Source organism: Aedoeadaptatus urinae, from assembly GCF_900155585.1.
GTDB lineage: Bacteria > Bacillota > Clostridia > Tissierellales > Peptoniphilaceae > Aedoeadaptatus > Aedoeadaptatus urinae.
The window spans coordinates 350,140-366,762 of sequence record NZ_LT707418.1; the positions used below are offsets into that span (position 1 = coordinate 350,140).

The 16,623-nt window shown below is 51.3% G+C and carries 13 protein-coding genes and 4 tRNA genes; 2 read left to right on the top strand and 15 right to left on the bottom strand.

Going from position 1 to position 16,623, the window contains the following annotated elements; genetic code table 11:
• Positions 1 to 229 precede the first annotated feature (229 nt).
• From BQ7397_RS06915 to BQ7397_RS06960, 10 genes are all read right to left on the bottom strand, one after another.
• Positions 230 to 442, bottom strand: a complete 213-nt coding sequence (locus tag BQ7397_RS06915) for an acyl-CoA carboxylase biotin carboxyl carrier protein subunit (RefSeq protein WP_077075381.1) — start codon at positions 440 to 442, stop codon at positions 230 to 232.
• Positions 439 to 1,683, bottom strand: coding sequence for a carboxyl transferase domain-containing protein (locus BQ7397_RS06920; protein ID WP_077075382.1), 1,245 nt, complete (start codon positions 1,681 to 1,683; stop codon positions 439 to 441). Before BQ7397_RS06920 ends, BQ7397_RS06915 begins: the two co-directional genes overlap by 4 nt.
• A 59-nt stretch (positions 1,684 to 1,742) precedes the next feature.
• Positions 1,743 to 1,829, bottom strand: a tRNA-Leu gene (locus BQ7397_RS06925).
• A 114-nt stretch (positions 1,830 to 1,943) separates the two neighbouring features.
• Positions 1,944 to 2,030, bottom strand: a tRNA-Leu gene (locus tag BQ7397_RS06930).
• 128 nt (positions 2,031 to 2,158) lie between these two features.
• Positions 2,159 to 3,859: an ABC transporter substrate-binding protein gene (locus tag BQ7397_RS06935; RefSeq protein ID WP_077075383.1), complete on the bottom strand. Its 1,701-nt coding sequence runs from the start codon at positions 3,857 to 3,859 to the stop codon at positions 2,159 to 2,161.
• Positions 3,846 to 4,457, bottom strand: a complete 612-nt coding sequence (gene coaE, locus BQ7397_RS06940; protein WP_077075384.1) for a dephospho-CoA kinase — start codon at positions 4,455 to 4,457, stop codon at positions 3,846 to 3,848. The genes BQ7397_RS06935 and coaE overlap by 14 nt, the downstream gene beginning before the upstream one ends.
• Positions 4,444 to 7,080 (bottom strand): DNA polymerase I, encoded by a 2,637-nt coding sequence (gene polA, locus BQ7397_RS06945; protein ID WP_077075385.1) that lies wholly within the window; start codon positions 7,078 to 7,080, stop codon positions 4,444 to 4,446. Before polA ends, coaE begins: the two co-directional genes overlap by 14 nt.
• A gap of 212 nt (positions 7,081 to 7,292) precedes the next feature.
• Positions 7,293 to 7,379, bottom strand: a tRNA-Leu gene (locus tag BQ7397_RS06950).
• A 55-nt stretch (positions 7,380 to 7,434) separates the two neighbouring features.
• Complete coding sequence (locus tag BQ7397_RS06955; protein ID WP_077075386.1) at positions 7,435 to 8,784, bottom strand: aminopeptidase; 1,350 nt, start codon at positions 8,782 to 8,784, stop codon at positions 7,435 to 7,437.
• A 13-nt stretch (positions 8,785 to 8,797) separates the two neighbouring features.
• Positions 8,798 to 10,648 carry an acyltransferase family protein gene (locus BQ7397_RS06960; protein WP_077075387.1) on the bottom strand — a complete coding sequence of 617 codons (1,851 nt, stop codon included), beginning with the start codon at positions 10,646 to 10,648 and terminating at the stop codon, positions 8,798 to 8,800.
• A 151-nt stretch (positions 10,649 to 10,799) separates the two neighbouring features.
• Here BQ7397_RS06960 and BQ7397_RS06965 point away from each other — a divergent pair.
• Positions 10,800 to 10,875 (top strand) — tRNA-Lys (locus BQ7397_RS06965).
• A gap of 65 nt (positions 10,876 to 10,940) precedes the next feature.
• On the opposite strand, the gene BQ7397_RS06970 is transcribed toward BQ7397_RS06965, so the two are convergent.
• Both BQ7397_RS06970 and ftsH read right to left on the bottom strand, forming a co-directional pair.
• Positions 10,941 to 11,321 (bottom strand): helix-turn-helix domain-containing protein, encoded by a 381-nt coding sequence (locus tag BQ7397_RS06970; protein WP_077075388.1) that lies wholly within the window; start codon positions 11,319 to 11,321, stop codon positions 10,941 to 10,943.
• Between the two features lie 34 nt (positions 11,322 to 11,355).
• A complete protein-coding gene (gene ftsH / locus BQ7397_RS06975; protein ID WP_077075389.1) occupies positions 11,356 to 13,248 on the bottom strand; it encodes an ATP-dependent zinc metalloprotease FtsH in 1,893 nt (630 codons plus the stop codon).
• A gap of 240 nt (positions 13,249 to 13,488) precedes the next feature.
• Here ftsH and BQ7397_RS06980 point away from each other — a divergent pair, with 240 nt between their 5' ends.
• The gene (locus tag BQ7397_RS06980; RefSeq protein ID WP_077075390.1) at positions 13,489 to 14,145 is read left to right on the top strand and encodes a GerMN domain-containing protein; all 657 of its coding nucleotides are present in this window, start codon (positions 13,489 to 13,491) and stop codon (positions 14,143 to 14,145) included.
• A 122-nt stretch (positions 14,146 to 14,267) separates the two neighbouring features.
• On the opposite strand, the gene BQ7397_RS06985 is transcribed toward BQ7397_RS06980, so the two are convergent.
• The 3 genes from BQ7397_RS06985 to BQ7397_RS06995 form a co-directional block, all read right to left on the bottom strand.
• A complete protein-coding gene (locus BQ7397_RS06985; protein ID WP_077075391.1) occupies positions 14,268 to 14,738 on the bottom strand; it encodes a hypothetical protein in 471 nt (156 codons plus the stop codon).
• Positions 14,739 to 14,840: 102 nt separating this feature from the next.
• Positions 14,841 to 15,917, bottom strand: coding sequence for a sensor histidine kinase (locus BQ7397_RS06990; RefSeq protein ID WP_077075392.1), 1,077 nt, complete (start codon positions 15,915 to 15,917; stop codon positions 14,841 to 14,843).
• A complete protein-coding gene (locus BQ7397_RS06995; protein WP_077075393.1) occupies positions 15,901 to 16,593 on the bottom strand; it encodes a response regulator transcription factor in 693 nt (230 codons plus the stop codon). The genes BQ7397_RS06990 and BQ7397_RS06995 overlap by 17 nt, the downstream gene beginning before the upstream one ends.
• Positions 16,594 to 16,623 lie beyond the last annotated feature (30 nt).

Below are 16,623 nucleotides of genomic sequence, written 5' to 3' on the forward strand. Positions count from 1 at the left end.
AATGAATCGCCGGGCAAGCGTTTTTGCCTGCAACAAAACAGACCGCAACGATAGCTGCCTGTCCTCGGCTCTTCAGGTTTCATCCTTCCCTATCTTATCAAAATCATTATGAAAAATCTAGTATTTGTCAAAAACGAACGTATAAAATGCGGCCCCAATTCGCCTGCAACGGGGAAAATATAGGGCCGACACGGTTTTTGTTTTTTTTAAATTTTTCTAGTAAAAAATTTTATGAGGGAAAGATGCGGGTAATGATTTCCCCTCGCATCACGATGTCGCCTTCGCCGACCTCATAAACAATTTCTCCCGCCTCGGGAGAATGGACGGGCAAGGTCATCTTCATGCTCTCCATGGTTAAAAGCAATTGCCCTTTTGAAGCGTACTCGTGAGGCTTTAAATAAAGGCGAATAATTTTTCCCGGCAAGGGCGCACGCACAATCACGACAACACCTCCCATAATCTTTCTCTTAAATCCGTAGGCGTCAGGACTGCATCGACCAAGCCGCTTTTTTGCGCCGCCTCGGCGGACAGGTGCATGGATTTATAGCTCTCCAGGTTTTTATTCGTTAAATGAAGGATGGTCATGGCAAGCTCCGCGCCCATGACACCGATACTCGCCTGCTTCAGCGCGAAGTAAGCGTCGGCACCCATTTCCTTACATCCCATGGCCATGTAGGCGCCGCCGAGGACCTTGCCCACGACCACCGTCGCCTTCTTTTCTCGGTGGCGAAGGTAGGCATCGAGCATCCGCCTGCCGCCGCCGAGGACGTCTTCTTCCTCCGACTGTGTGCCCGGCAAAAAGCCCGGGGTGTCCGCCAAGCTGATGACGGGAAGATGAAAGCGCTCGGCGAGAGAGTAAAAGGCCGCCGCCTTCTCCGCCGCCCCTTTATCCAACACCCCCGCCGCCACGGATGGATTATTGGCAAAGATGCCGACTCGCATCCCCTTGATCCGCGCAAAAAGCGTGATGGCGGAAGGCGCCCATTCTCTCCAAAAAGAAATGGCGCTTTCCTCGTCGATGATGCCGCGGATCAGAGCTTCCATGCTCACCGAATCGCCGACGGGCAAACTGTCCATTGCTGTCCCCTGCTTCTGTCTTAAAAAAGCCATGACGCGCCGGCAGTCCTCCGCCATCTCCTCTTCGTTGTCTGCGGGAAAATGAACCAGGCCCCGCTTCGCCCCTTCCTCGGCGCCGCCCATAGCCGAAAGCGTCGTCTCTTCGTAAATCGCCTTGGCGACGATCTTCGGCCCGGTGAGACACAAGGCCGCCTGCCCCTTCACGGCGAAGACCATGTCGCAAAGCTCCGCCATGTAGGCCGCCGCGCCGACACAGGTTCCGTAGGATAAAAACAGCTTCGGTGTGTCCAAATTGTGCAGGGCGCGAAATACGGAGCCCGCCGCGGAAAGAGACAGCTGGCCGTCGCTCATGTCCGCCCCCGCCGACTGACAAAGGATCACCAAGGGCGCGCCTCCTTCCTTCGCAATAGCGACGGCACGCACCAAAGACTGCCCTTCAAAAAAGCCTAAGGCTCCGCCCTTTTTCGTCGGGTCGAAGGCCGCGATGACCGTGGGCTTTTCCGCGATCTTTGCCGTGGCAACCGACACCGCCGATTGATTCTTTTCTATGAAATACAAGTTGTCCTCGTCCACAAGGGCTTCCATTCTCTCCCCTGCATTCGTCATTGGATCCACCTCCGAAATCGTGATACACAAAAAGCCGCACGAGAACGCGCGGCTTTCCTTGGTGCGGGAAAAGGGACTTGAACCCCCACGTGATGACTCACACATGATCCTGAATCATGCCTGTCTGCCGATTCCAGCATTCCCGCTCACGATAAATAATTATAACATGGGTTAAAGCTATTGTAAATAAGAAATAAAACAACTTCGTCATAAAAAACGGCTCACATAGATTTTATCTACATGAGCCGCTTGTGATTTGTTGGTGCGGAGAAAGGGACTTGAACCCTCACGTGATGACTCACACATGCCCCTCAAACATGCCTGTCTGCCGATTCCAGCATCTCCGCTCATCACAGGAATTGATTATAGCATAGGTGATCACCCTTTGTAAATCTTTTTTTAAGGAATCGAAAGCATCTTTTAAACTGCTTTTGGCCGAGAAAAAGCCTCGCCGATTTTCTCGACGAGGCTGATTTTATTTTTTTGTCGTTTTTTTTGCAGGATTTTTTCCCACGGTCACATCGTCGATGCCTCTTAAAACGTAAAATGCATTGGGACGCATGCGCCCATTGACGCGAGGCCCGGTGACGAGGACGTTTTGCTTAAAGACCAAGGGAACATAAGGCACGTCGTCGCGGAAGATTTTGTAAATCTTGTCAATGGATTCCTTGCGCTCGGAATCCTTTTGGGCGTGAGCCAAATTTTTCAGCTCCTCGTCCATGGCCGGATTGCTGTAGCGGCTGATGTTCATGCCGCCGATGCCGCCGGAGGACAGAACCTGAGACAGATTCACCACAGCGGAAAAGTCCATGCCCACCACGGCCATTTGGTAGCCGCCGCTTTGAAGGGCGCGGGCATAGCTGTCGGCTTGGGACTCTTGCTTTTTCTCTGCGTCCTCCCCTTCTGCCGGCGTATCGTTTCCTCCTGCAAAAGCCACGTGGGAGCGAATGCCGATTTTTTTGAGATCCTCGGACACCAGCTGCGCCTCGGTCTTCAGTCGGTGATTTTCGCCGTTGGTGAGAATGGTCAAATTCAGCGACTCGCCGTTTTTTCCCTCGCGGAAGCCGTCGCCGTCCACGTCTTTGTAGCCCGCCCGATCCAGGACAGTCATGGCGCCGTCCACGCTTAAATAGGATTCCTCTTTAGAGAAGGTGCCGGCGGAAAGTTTCGGATTAATGAAGAAATTCGCCATGGTGCCCTGAGACAGGTAGAGGCTGTCGATAATTCGCTCCTTATTGATGGCGAGGTCCAGGGCCCGTCGCAGCTGCACATCCTTCAGCATCGGGTCTTGGGTGTTCATGCTCACCACTTCCACTCGCTGGGTTTCGAAGGGCTCCACCTTGCTCTTTTCGTCGCTCTTGTAGCGATCCCAGGTGTAATCGTCTACGACGAAAAGATCGATCTGTCCCGCATCGTAGGCCTGTTGAATGGCTTCTTGATCGGGAAAGATTAAGCCCACGATCTCATCCACGTAGGGCAGATTGCCGTAGTAGTTGGGATTTTTCTCCAGGAACACCTTCTTGTTCTTCTCCCGCTTTTTAAGAAGGAAGGGACCGGAGCCTACCACGTCGAAGTCCTCCGGATCCAGCATGGCTTCTTCAGAATAGATATGGGCGGGCAAAATCGGAAAGCTTAAGAGCTCCAGGTAATTGCCGTAGGCTTGATTAAATTCGAAGTCGATGTTTCTCTCGTCGAAGATGACGGCCTTGGCCACCGAATCCAAATTCGTGCCGGCGCCGATGCCGGGAGTTCGTCGAAACAGCTGCTGATAGGGCGAATCCTCCGGCGCGTGCTTTACGGCATTAAAGGTAGCGGCTACGTCTTTCGTCGTAATGGGCGTGCCGTCTTGCCAGTAAATGTCTTTTCGCAGTGTAACGCTGACGCGGCGGCCCTCATCGGATGTCTCCACGTGCTCGGCAATGGAGGGCACCAATCGCCCGCTCCCCTCGTATTCAAAGAGGCGATCGAAAAGCAAATGGCTCAACTGAAAATAGGAGCGGTTTTGCGTGAGCAGCGGATTCAATGTGTCGAAATTGGTTAGTGGCACGGTGAGCGTCCCGCCGCCCTCGGAACTGTCCGCTCCTTTTTCTTCCACGACTTTTTTCGAGCCTCCCAGGGAACAGGAGGTTAATAGCAGCAGGCACAACAGAATAAGGAAGCCCTTACATTTTTTCACCGGTCCACGCCTCCAACGCCTCGTCTACCTGATTGTATAGATTCATTAAGTCCCCTGAATTGTCGAAAATCGCCTGAGCCCGTTTTTTCTTTTCAGCCAAGGGCATTTGCGAGGCGATTTTTTCCCTGGCATAGGCTTCGTCGATGTTATCGCGAGCCATGAGACGGGCCAGCTGTACCTCTTCATTCGCATCCACGAGCCAAATGGCGTCGAATTCCAACCCGTTGGCCTTTATGGCGTCGTACTCCTCAAAGAGCAGGGGGATATCGAAAAACACGAGGCCGTGAAAGCTTTCGGACAGCTCCACCATGGCGCGGATAATGGCCGGGTGCATCAGATCGTTGAGTTTGCGGCGGGCGTCCTCGTCCTTAAAGACCAGCTGCCCCAGCTTGTCCCGGTCCAGAGCGCCGTCGGGTTGCAACACATCGTCGCCGAATGTTTCCGCGATTTGTCTTAATGTATCGGATTCCGGGCGCACCAGATCCGCGGCAATGGCATCGGCGTCGATCACCGGATAGCCCAACCCCAGAAGATAGGCGGTCAACACGCTTTTTCCCGAGGCGATGGAGCCTGTAATGCCGATTTTATTTTGATTCATACCAATTTTCCCCCGTTTCCACTTCTACCTTTACGGGAATCGCCAGAGGCAAGGCCGATTCCATGGTCTCGACTAAAAGCTCTTTCACCCGCTCCCCTTCCTTCTTATCCGCTTCGATAATCAATTCGTCGTGGACCTGCAGCAGGAGCTTGGCGTCCAGGCCTTCGTCTTTTAATTTTCTGTACACGGCCACCATGGCCTTTTTCATCATGTCCGCCGCCGTTCCCTGAATAGGCATGTTCAGCGCCACCCGCTCGCCGAAGGAGCGGACGCTGAAATTTTTCGCCGCCAGCTCGGGAATGTAGCGCCGCCGATGGAACAGGGTTTCCACATAGCCTTGGGCCTTCCCCGTTTCCACGATGTCTTCCATAAATTGGTGAACGCCGCTGAATTTTTTCAGGTAATTGTCGATGTATTCCTTGGCTTCTTTTCTGGAAATGTCCAAGTCCTGAGACAGGCCGTAGTCGCTGATGCCGTAGACAATGCCGAAGTTTACCGCCTTGGCTCTAGAGCGCATGAGGCTCGTAACCTCGCTCGGGTCCACGTGAAAGACCTGAGACGCCGTGGTGGTGTGGATGTCCGCGTCATCCTTGAAGGCCTTCTGCATCACCGGATCCCCGGAAATGTGGGCCAAAATACGTAGCTCGATTTGGGAATAGTCGGCGTCGATAAATTCCGCCCCTTCCCCGGGCAAAAAGGCCTTTCGAATGCGCCGGCCCGCGTCGGTCTTAATGGGAATGTTTTGTAGATTCGGATTGGTGGATGAGATCCTTCCCGTGGCCGTAATGGTCTGTTGAAATTGGGAGTGAATCTTTCCGTCCGGTGCGATTTCCGCTTTGAGCCCTTCCACATAGGTGGACTGAATCTTGGCGAGCTGACGATATTTTAATATGCGGTCCACGATCACGTGCTCGCTTCGAAGCTTCTCGAGCACGTCTTGATTGGTGCTGAAGCCGGTCTTCGTTTTTTTAATGGGCGTAAGTCCCAGGTCCTCGAATAAAATTTCCGCCAGCTGCTTCGTGCTGTTAATATTAAATTCTTTGCCGGCGTCGTCGTAAATGGCGGCCTCCAAGCCTTGGATTTCATCCGCCAGATCGGCGCCGATTTCATCCAAGACCTTCTCGTCTACGAGAATGCCTTCGTGTTCCATGGAGGCCAGGGTTTCCACCAAGGGCATTTCGATGGTGGAAAAGAGCGCCCACATTTGAAGCTCTTTTAACTTTTCTTCCTGCGCCGCCATGACCTTAGGAAGGAATTTGTGCAACCGGGACAAATAGCCGACGACGTCCTCTTCCGCATCGAGGAGGGCTTTTCTGCTCTTGCCCTTGCCTAAAAAATCATCCGGCGAGGCGATGCTTTGGTTTTCGTATAAACCGATTAAATGAGACGCCTCGTAATTGGATTTCGTCGGATCCAGCAAATACTCGGCCACGGATGCGTCGAAGGCGACGTTTTTCGGTTCCATGCCGTAGTGGAAGGCGTAGAGAAACAGATCCTTTAAGTCGCTGCCCACGATGGTCACATCGTCGTCTTCCAAAATTTCCTTCAGGCGCAGAAAATCCGGTTCATCGGGAGACTTGACGATAAAGCCCTTTTCCTTTGCGGAAAGGCAGATGTAATCCACTTCGCCGCCGAAGTAGGGCCTGCCCTCCGTCATCAGGTGGATCATCACCTTGTCGGCCCCCGCCAGCCCCTTCACGGCATCCTCCATAGATGCGATGGGCAAGTCCTTTGCCTCCGCCTCCTCTTCCTCCCCTTGATCGGGAAGGCGCTTCAAAAGGGTGAAAAATTCATACTGAGTATAGAGATCCCGCAAAGCGTCCAGGTCGTAGGGCGTTCGCTCCAAATCCTCCAGGGTAAAGTCCAGAGGAATGGTTGTAATAATGGTGCCCAGCTTTTTGCTCAAAAAGGCCTGTTGCTTAAACTCTTCCAGATTTTCCTTTCGCTTCTTGCCGGTAATGGCGTCGAGGTTTTCGTAGACCCCTTCCATGGAATGAAAGTCGTGAATCAATTTCATCCCCGTCTTTTCGCCGATGCCCGGTACGCCGGGAATATTGTCGCTGGAATCTCCCATAAGCCCCTTGAGGTCGATGAGCTGCTTCGGCGTCATGCCGTATTCCTTTTCGATTCGATCCACATCGTAAACTTCCAAGTTCGTAATGCCTTTTTTCGTCATGAGGACGTGAATGTTCTCGTCAATTAATTGGAAGTAGTCCCTGTCGCCGGTAAGCAGATACACCTTCTTCCCCTCGGCGGCGGCCATTTTCGCCGCCGTGCCCGCCAGGTCGTCGGCCTCGTATTCCGGGGAGTCCACGGTTTTTATGCCCATGGTCTTTAAAATCTTCATTAAATAGGGCCACTGCTCGTCTAATTCCGACGGCGTCTTTTGCCGCGTACCCTTGTACTCTTCGTAGAGTTCATGGCGGAAGGTGCGGCCCTTTTGATCAAAGCACACGAGCAAATACCCGGGATCTATTTGCTCCACGGCATTTTCCATCATGGAGACGAAGCCGTACACCGCATTGGTGTAAAGCCCCCGCTTCGTTTGCAAAAGAGGCAAGGCGTAAAAGGCCCGGAAAAACAAACTGCTTCCATCTATTATTAAAATCGTATTTTTATTCATGGCTCCTCCTTGCCTTTATTATACACGAGTCGCCATGGAAAAGCCTTTACAGCTTTTTTAAGCAATCGTCTCCCCGCGTAATCCGGGGCTAAATAATACTTACCGTTTAGTGGACATAAAGCCGCTTAATACAGCACTACCGGGTTCTGTTTGAAAATCAGCGCACAAAAAAAGACGAAGCTGCAATTATCTGCAGCTTCGCCATTTCATTTTGGTGCCGAAGGCGGGACTTGAACCCGCACGGTGTTGCCACCGCTGGATTTTGAGTCCAGTACGTCTGCCAATTCCATCACTTCGGCCAACTGATACTTCGCTAGTATAACATATCCGTTAGCCGCGTGTAAAGAAAAGATTTTATTTCATAGTTAAAAAGCTGCCATAGGCTCTGTAGGTGGAGTAGATGTCCGCTTTGGACGCCACTTCCATGGGCGCATGCATAGAGAACAGCGCCGTACCCAGATCCACGACCTCAGCGCCGGTTTCGGCGAGGATGTAGGCCACGGTGCCGCCGCCGCCCTCGTCGACTTTGCCCATTTCCCCCGTTTGCCACAGAATATTGTCCTTGGCAAATTGATCCCGAAGGGCGGCGATAAATTCCACATTGGCGTCGTTGGTCGAGTTCTTGCCTCTGGCGCCGGTGTATTTCATCATGCAGACGCCTTCGCCTAAGCGAGCGGCGTTTTTCTTGTCCATGACCTCGGGATAGTTGGGATCCAGCGCCGCCGTCACGTCGGCGGAAAGAACGACGCTGTTGGCCAGGGCCCGGCGCACCATGACATTGGAGTCCACGCCCATTTTGTAGAGCACTTCCGCCACGGCGTTTTCAAAATACTTTGCGCTCATGGAGGTGTTGCCCACGGAGCCGATCTCTTCCTTGTCGGCAAAGATGGCGACACTGGTTCTCGTGTGGTCCTTTACCTCCAGCTGCGCCCTCAGGGATGCGTAGGCGCAGACCTTGTCGTCTTGGCCATAAGCCGCCACCATGCTACGGTCCAGTCCCAGGTCTCTGGCGTTAAAGGCGGGCACGACTTCCAGCTCTGCCGTTTCGAAATCGTCGGGATCCATGTCGTATTTTTTCTTTAATTCGTCGGCGACGGCCTCTTCCACGGAGCCGTTCAGCGGACGATGGCCGAAAAGGACGTTTAGATTTTCGCCGATAACCCCTTCCGCCAGGGATTTTTTATTTTGCGACTTGCTCAGGTGAGGCAAGAGATCCGTTACGGTAAAGATGGGATCGCCGGGATCGGAGCCCAAATTCACTTCGTGCTTTTTGCCGTCCTTCGTCACGATGACGCCGTGAATGGCCAAGGGAATCGCCGTCCATTGGTATTTTTTGATGCCGCCGTAGTAATGAGTCTTCAACAGAGCCACATTTTCCTCTTCGTAAAGGGGCGTCGCTTTTACATCCAGGCGAGGCGAATCGATGTGGCTTGCCACAATGGCCATGCCCTCTTCCAGGTCGCCGGCCAGATCGAAAAGGACCACGGATTTTTCCTTATTCAAGAAATAAATCCTGTCGCCACGCTTTAGTTGATCCACGGCATAAAAATCCTTGTAGCCCGCTTCCTTCGCCAGACGCACGATTTCCTTCGCCGCCATGCGCTCGGTTTTCGCCCGGTCCAAAAAGGCCTTGTAGTCGTCGGAAAAACCCATAATGGCTTCTTGCTCTTCCTCTCTGTCCCAATAAAACTTTTCATTTTCCATAATATGCTCCTATCTAATGGGAATCCCCGATATCGGGGACATCGTCGTTTTCTTTTGCTGCCAAATTATCTTCGGTCTTCGTGTGCTTCTCTTCGTCTTTGTCGTCGGGCTTCACCGTGGCCACGGGCTTGTTGTAGAGCAAGCAGTGGCCCAGCATGTGAGACATGAGTCGCTTTGCCGGATCCTTTAATTGGCCTTCCTCGTCGTAAAAATTTCTTTGATTCTTGGCGTCCTTGTTCCAATCGATTAAGGTGACGTTGGCGTATTTGTCGGCGATGCGCTGCAAGATGTCGTTGTTTTTATCTTCGAATTGCGGATCCGTCACCACATTAAACAAAAACACGGGGCGGCCCTGTGCGGTCTTTACGATTTCGTCCACGGCATCAAAGTTCAGGGCGCCGTCGTTTCCGATTTGAAGAATAATGGGGCCGTCCGCCGAGTATTCCTTGATCCGCGACACGTACCAGGAGGGATTTAAATTATCCGATCCCTGTACCTGCAAATTGGGCATGAGGCGCAGATAGGCTTCACGGGCCGATTGGGCGGTGCCGTCGCCTAAGAGGAGTCCCTCTTGCGACTGAAGCTTGCCCAAGTCCTCGTTGGTTAATTTGTAATAGGGCTTTTGGGCATTGACCTGCTCGATGGCTGCGGCCAATTCGTTTGACGGCTCGAACTGCTCCGTAATGGATGCCTTCTTTTTATCGGCTTTTTTATCGTCGGTAACCGCCTTTTTCACCGTTGCCTTTTCCCGCTTCTGCTGCTTCATGATCATCGGGCTCTGGGTCGCGTAGCTCAGGATCATGATCCCGCAGAAGACGGCGGCCAAAATCCCAAACGCCCGCTTGTTAAACAGACCTTTGACACGGAAAATATAATATGAAGCTTGAGACACGAGGAGCAGGACGATAAAGGCCAGGGGAATCCAAAGGCCACCGCTTAATTGAAGCCTGTCCCCCAAGGCGCTCATAAAAAAGAACACGGGCATGCTGTAAAGGTAAATGGAAAAAGCCCGCTCCCCTAACATGGTAAAGAGGGGAAATTGAAAGACGGCTTCGAAGGCATTGCCGTCGCGAAACAGAAACAGAAGGAAGAGGCTCAGCAACAAGCTCGTGAGAAAGAGCCCGCCCAGATACGCCGGCGCCGCCTCGCCCATAAAGAGCACGAAGATGACGAAGAGGATAATAATGCCGAGCATGGACATGTCGCGGCTGACCGTGCGGCTCCGTCCTTTGCCCAAAAGCTCATAGGCCACGGCGGGAAAAACAATAAAAAAGCTGAAGAGTCGACTTTCGGGGCTGTAAAATATGCGGGCCTCCGCCAAATCCAAGCCGCCGAAGATGCCCATAACGAGAGCGGAGACGATGCTGAGAACGCCGCCTAAAAAAGCCACGGAAATAATTTTTTGCCGGGTCTTCTTCCCTAAAATCACCAGGGAAAAAATGAAATAGCACTGCATCAAAAGAGACAAAAACCACAGATGCCCGAAGGGCGAGGGCTGTTCAATGCTCAAGGGATGACCAAAGAGGCTTTGAAAAATATTATTGCCGAACAGTAGTGACCACAGGGCCTGTCCCCGAACCATGGACAGATCGGCGTAAAAGAAAATCGCATAGACAGCCGTTACTACGGTCACCATGGCGAAAAGCTCCGGCCATAAGCTGCGAATCCTTTCGACTAAAAAAGGTCCCGGATAGGTTTTTTCCTTAATATAGCTTCGGAAGGTTTCAAATCCGAACAGTGCAAAGAGCAGCTGATAGCCTAAGTGGCCGCCTAAAAATACGCGGCTGAAGGCCATATATAGTAAGATAAGGCACAGGGCAAAGCCTTTGACTCCCTCCGCCATCTTTTTTTGTTTAATGGGCATAACTCGACTCCTTTGTTTGATGGTAACATTTTACCATAATCAAATAAAAATGGCTTATTCTTTACGTTGACGCCTTTTTTGTAAAATTCTTTAAAAAATGTCTGGACAAATGATCTCTGCCGCTATATAATTATTTCTGTTATCGACGTTTGCATCTTTAGCTCAGTTGGTAGAGCAACTGACTCTTAATCAGTGGGCCCAGGGTTCGAGTCCCTGAAGATGCACCAGATACGCGGAGCTTCGGCTCCGTTTTTTTATGCTTTTTTTTATTTTTGCAAAGAAAAAGCGACGCCTACACGTCGCTCTTATCTTTGCTTTTCCAGTAAAGGTCCCAAATTTTTTTCATGAGAATATCCTTGTCCCGCTGCCCTATCTTCTCCGAAGCCAGGGCTTTTTTCACACCGCTTAAAGATTGGCGCAGGATTTTGTAATCCTCGTATGCGTCCTCGTCCTTTTGCGGCGCGGCGAACTCTTCATCCTCCCGAAGGAGATCGTTAATGTCCACGTCGAAAATTTGGGCCATTTTTTTGTAAATCAATCGATTCTTGGGATAGCTGTCGCCGGATTCATAATTTTTTACCGTGCGCACGCTGACGCCCAAAGCGTCGGCCAGCTCTTGTTGAATCCAGCCTTTTTCCGTGCGCAGAATTTTTATTCTTTCTGCAAAAGTCATCGCATCACCCGAGCTTTCTATGTCCGATACTCATTTATCGGTCGTCCGTTTCTGCTTCCTCTTCGTCATCAGCCTCATCCGTCGAGCCGTCGCCGCGATTTTTTTCCAATATTTCCATAAATTCCGCGCCGGTTATGGTCTCCTTCTTCAAGAGATAGTGGGCAATGGCGTGAAGGCTGTCGATGTTTTCCGTCAGGAGCTCGTGACTCTTTTCTTGAGCCTTGGTAATAATGGCGCTGACCGCCATATCGATGTCAAAGGCCCGTCGATCGGAAACCGCCAAGGTGGTGTCGCCGCCTAAATACTTATTGGTTAAAGTTTCCATGGCCACGAAGCCGAACTCGTCGGTCATGCCGTAGCGGGTGATCATGGAACGGGCGATTTTCGTCGCCTGCTCGATGTCGTTGGAGGCGCCGGTGGTGCGGGTGTTGAAGATTAACTCTTCCGCCGCCCGTCCGCCGGTGAAGGTGACGATTTTATTAAAGGCCTCTTCCTTGCTGATGAGGAACTTTTCTTCTTCATCCACCTGCATGGTGTAGCCCAAGGCGCCGCTGGTTCTGGGAATAATGGTAATCTTGTGCACCGGCGCCGATTCCTTTTGCATGGCGGCCACCAGGGCGTGGCCTACCTCGTGGTAGGCGATGATTTCTTTTTCCCTTTGGCTGATCACGGTGTTCTTCCGTTGATGCCCGGCGATGACCACTTCCACGCTTTCCATTAAATCTTCTTCGCTCATTAGGTGGCGACCGCAGCGCACGGCGCGAAGAGCCGCTTCGTTAATCATATTGGCGAGATCCGCCCCGCTGGCACCGGCGGTGGCGCGGGCCACGGCATTGTAATCGATGTCGGCTTCCGTCTTCACATCCTTCGCGTGGACCCTTAATATGGCCTCGCGACCGACGAGGTCCGGCAGCTCCACGGGAATGCGGCGGTCGAAGCGACCGGGACGCAAGAGCGCCGGGTCCAAAGACTCGGGACGGTTGGTGGCCGCGAGGATAACCACGCCGCCATTGCCTTCGAAGCCGTCCATTTCGGCCAAGAGTTGATTCAAGGTTTGTTCCCGCTCGTCGTTGCCGGAAAAACCGGCGCCGTCGCGCTTCTTGCCGATGGTGTCGATTTCGTCGATAAAGACGATACAGGGCGCCTTTTCCTTAGCCTGTTCAAAGAGGTCCCGCACCTTGGCGGCGCCGAGGCCCACGAACATTTCCACAAATTCCGAGCCGGAAATGGAGAAGAAGGGCACCTTGGCTTCTCCCGCCACGGCCTTGGCGAGCAGGGTCTTCCCTGTCCCCGGAGGGCCTACGAGAAGGGCGCCCTTCGGAAGCTTGGCGCCGATTTCGGAATACTTGCTCGGGTTATGCAAAAAGTCTACGATTTCTCTTAAATCGTCCTTTGCCTCGTCCTGCCCCGCCACATTGGCGAAGGTGATCCCCTCCACGCTTTGGTCGTAAATTTTTGCGTTGCTCTTGCCGAAGCTCATGGGACCCACGCCTCCCTTGCCCATGGATTTCGTCATGGAGCGCAGGAAAATTTGTCCCACGGCCACCATCACAACCACCATCAGGGCAAAGCTCAAGAGGCTTTGCAAAATGGGATTCATTTCGCTGGGATACTTGCGGTCAAACTCCACGCCATTGTCGTAGAGGCGATTGACCAAGCTTTCGTCGGGGAAGCGCGCCGTTTCGTAACGCACATCCTTTTCCCCCTTGACGGTAAAGGCAATTTGCTTGTCGGCAATATGTGCCTCTTTCACTTTCTTTTGATCCACATCGGCCAAAAACTCGTTGTAGCTCACGCTCTTGATCTTTACCGGATCCTTTAAAATTTTCGGCATAAGCATAAACGAAATCAAAAAGACCAGGACGATTCCAATGGCGTAATATATAAACATCGGTTTATTTATATCTTTTTTCATCGACTCCTCCATTCATTCTATTTTTAATGTATATCCATAATTTAATGACTTATGCATTTAGATTCACTTTGATACTACCACAGGCCACGGGCCTTGAAGCGGCAAGACGAAAAACTTATCCCCATCTTTGCCTTTGCGTCCCGATAGTAAAGACTCGCGGAAAATTTCCTCCACGTCCCTTCTTTTTTAACTTTTGAGTAGGGCTTATGGTAAAATAGAATCAATCAAAATGCAATATATAAAGGAGGACCTATGAAAAAAATAAAATTATCCGCACTGACCGGCATCTGCCTCGGTCTGCTTCTGGTGGCTACGGGCTGCGCCAAGGACACGGCAAAGGCTGAAGAGGCGAATAACCAGGTGGAAGTGGTTGAAAACCAAAAGACATCGGAGGATTTAAACAAAGAAGCCGCCGAAAACAAGGCAAATGAAAATAGCGAAGACAAGAACGACGCCGAAAATAAAAAAGGGGAAAAAGACGCAAAGGACGGGGAAGAAAAAAGCTACGACGTCACCTTGACCTATCCCTCCACCGCCTACATCGTCGATGGCGACGAGGACAACAAGAAGGTCACGGAACAGGTGACCGTCACCGCATCGAAGGACAATGTGGTCACCAAGGTACTGGATCAATTGAGCCAAGCCCCCAAGACCGAAGGCGCCGAATCCGTCGGCTTGGATAAATTCGATTACTCTAAATCCAAATTAGACGGCACCACCGCCGTCGTCGATCTTTCCGGCGACCTCACCGGCGGTTCCCTGGACGAAGACGTGCTGGCACGCTCCATCGTCAACAGTCTGCTCTCCGTGAAAGGCATTAAGGCCGTAGAATTTACGGTGAACGGCGAAAAGGCCGAAAGCCTTATGGGTCATGTGGATATTTCCGAACCCTTTACGAAAAATCTGTAATCGAATATAAAGCTTGAGTCCGGCGAAAACCGGGCTCTTTTTTTGCAGCCGTTAATCGCCGTGCCGCTTTTACATTTTTTCTCCCAAAATAAAAAAGCCAAGGGGATTTCTCCCCCATGGCTTTAAGACGTCGGTCCGTTGAGTTTTAAATTTTCTTCCACCGCCGACGGATCGCCGGCCTTTGCCTTGTCCAGCATCTTTTTAAAATAGTCTCGTGTCGCGTCGTCACACTTGGCGGGGCTCATGTAGTTCATGGTCGGTGCCTTTTCCAATTCTTCAATAGCTTTATCGGCCCGCTCTTTATCCGTCTGATAATTTTTCAGCCACTCCTTTTCCCAAGCTTCTTCCCAATATTGGGACGCCCGCGTGTCGCCATAGCCCGCTTCGAAGGAGGCTTCTTTTTCCCCGTCCAATTCCGTAGGCACGGTATAATTGTCGGGCCAGTTTAAGGAAGCTGCCGTTTCTTTAAATTCTTTATTTGCAGCGTCATAGGAATCAAAGCCTTCCATAATGCTCTCATGACAGGCACAAAGGCCGAGAGCCGTGGCGAGGACAAAGGACACGCACAGGATTCGCCTAAATATTTTTCTCATATCAATCTCCTTTTCAATGTAAAAGCATCTCTACATCTCAAAGGATAGCACGGCCCCTGTTGCGAGTTTTTAATTCCCCTCTACGATATTCTTACTTTTTTCCTACTTTTTGAACCTTATCCGAAAACACACTTCATCGTCGGCGCTTTCCGCCGTGATTTCCGCTCCGTGGGCGCGGAGGATTTCTCGTGCGATGGCAAGACCCAAACCGGATCCGCCGGCGGAATGCCGCGAGGGATCCAGGCGGTAAAAGGGCTCGAAAATATTTTCCAAGGCTTCCTTGGGAATGGTCTTACAGGCGTTGGCAAAGTCAACGGTTACATCCGATTCCCCTTCTGTGACGGTCACATGAACGGCGCTGCCCCTGTCGCCATACAAATAGGCATTTTTCAAAAGATTGCCGAACACCCGAGACATCTTGTCGGCGTCACAGGAAAGAATCACATTTTGCGGCACATCAAGCTTGCAATCCATGCGCTTTTCGTCAAAGAGCGGTTTAAATTCAAAAATAATCTGCTCCAAGAGAAGGCTCAAATTGCATTCTGCCACGTCCAATTTCAAGTCAGACAAATTAAATTTCGTCATCTCGAAAAACTCGTCGATTAAATCGGAAAGCTCCTCGCTTTTTCTTAAGACGACGGCCAGATATTTCTCTCGCTCCTCGCCGGACAATTTCACATCGCCGCTTAATAAATTTAAGTAGCCCACAATGGATGCCAATGGCGTCTTCAAATCGTGAGCCAAATTCACGATCAAATCATTTTTTTGCTTTTGGCTCTGTGCCGCCAAGGCCTCGTTTCGAATGGATTCCGCCTTAAGTGCATTGATTTTCTCGGCAATGGCGGCGAGTTCCGGCGATAAGACAATGGAGTCCGCTTCTTTATCGAAGAGAAAGCTTGTGGCTTCCTGCAGCTCATCCACATAGTGAACCAATTGCTTAAACAGGCGGTAGGTGGTGAGCATAATGAGAAGAACCCAAGTGCCGAGGGCCGGGTAGAGCAGGTAAAGGTCCCGGTAATACAAATAGTTGAAGGGATCGTGACCGTTTAACCATCGGCGCAGGCAAAAGCTTGTAAAAAGCGTGGCGAAAAACACCGTGGCGGTTATGGCAACGACTCGGATCACGTAGCGCTTAAAAAACCCGCGGAGTAAGTAATCGTTGTTATTTTTCGATGACATAGCCCACGCCCCAAACCGTTTTAATGTACTTGGCGTGGCGTCCGGAATCGTGCATCTTTTCTCGAATCCGCCCGATGTGCGCCATCACCGTATTGTTATTGTCCATGTATTTTTCCCGCCAAATGGCTTCGAAAAGCGCCTCCGATGACACGACATCCCCCAGGCGCTCGCATAAGTACCACACGATTTCGAATTCGATGGGCGTCAGGGAAAGAGGCTTTTCGTTTAACATGCATTTGTGTTCCCTTTTATTGATGACCAAACCGCGAACGGAAATCTCCTCCTCCGCCCCGCCGCTTCCCTGATTGTATTGGCCACTTCGGCGAAGCTGAGTCTTGATTCTGGCCACGACCTCCAAAGGATTAAAGGGCTTGGTCATGTAATCGTCGGCCCCTATGGTCAGGCCCAAAATCTTGTCTCCCAAACCGATTTTCGACGTGAGCATGAGGATGGGGAAAAAATAGTCTTCGCGAATTTTTTTGCACAGGCTGAAACCGTCCAAGTCCTCCAACATAATATCTAAAATCATGGCGTCCGGCGGATCCGCTTTAATTTTTTCCAGGGCTTCCTCGCCGTCATAGGCCGTTTCCACGACGTATCCGTCGTTATGAAGATAGATCGCAAGCAGATCGCAAATTTCTTTCTCATCATCCACGATGAGGATTTTTTCTTTCATGGTTTTTCTCCGTAAGTCGTTAAAAATTCT

Coding starts and splice junctions, on each gene's coding strand:
- BQ7397_RS06920 (WP_077075382.1), bottom strand. CDS start 1,683: ATGACGAATGCAGGGGAGAGAATGGAAGCCCTTGTGGACGAGGACAAC.
- coaE (WP_077075384.1), bottom strand. CDS start 4,457: ATGAATCAAAATAAAATCGGCATTACAGGCTCCATCGCCTCGGGAAAA.
- polA (WP_077075385.1), bottom strand. CDS start 7,080: ATGAATAAAAATACGATTTTAATAATAGATGGAAGCAGTTTGTTTTTC.
- BQ7397_RS06955 (WP_077075386.1), bottom strand. CDS start 8,784: ATGGAAAATGAAAAGTTTTATTGGGACAGAGAGGAAGAGCAAGAAGCC.
- BQ7397_RS06960 (WP_077075387.1), bottom strand. CDS start 10,648: ATGCCCATTAAACAAAAAAAGATGGCGGAGGGAGTCAAAGGCTTTGCC.
- BQ7397_RS06970 (WP_077075388.1), bottom strand. CDS start 11,321: ATGACTTTTGCAGAAAGAATAAAAATTCTGCGCACGGAAAAAGGCTGG.
- ftsH (WP_077075389.1), bottom strand. CDS start 13,248: ATGGAGGAGTCGATGAAAAAAGATATAAATAAACCGATGTTTATATAT.
- BQ7397_RS06980 (WP_077075390.1), top strand. CDS start 13,489: ATGAAAAAAATAAAATTATCCGCACTGACCGGCATCTGCCTCGGTCTG.
- BQ7397_RS06985 (WP_077075391.1), bottom strand. CDS start 14,738: ATGAGAAAAATATTTAGGCGAATCCTGTGCGTGTCCTTTGTCCTCGCC.
- BQ7397_RS06990 (WP_077075392.1), bottom strand. CDS start 15,917: ATGTCATCGAAAAATAACAACGATTACTTACTCCGCGGGTTTTTTAAG.
- BQ7397_RS06995 (WP_077075393.1), bottom strand. CDS start 16,593: ATGAAAGAAAAAATCCTCATCGTGGATGATGAGAAAGAAATTTGCGAT.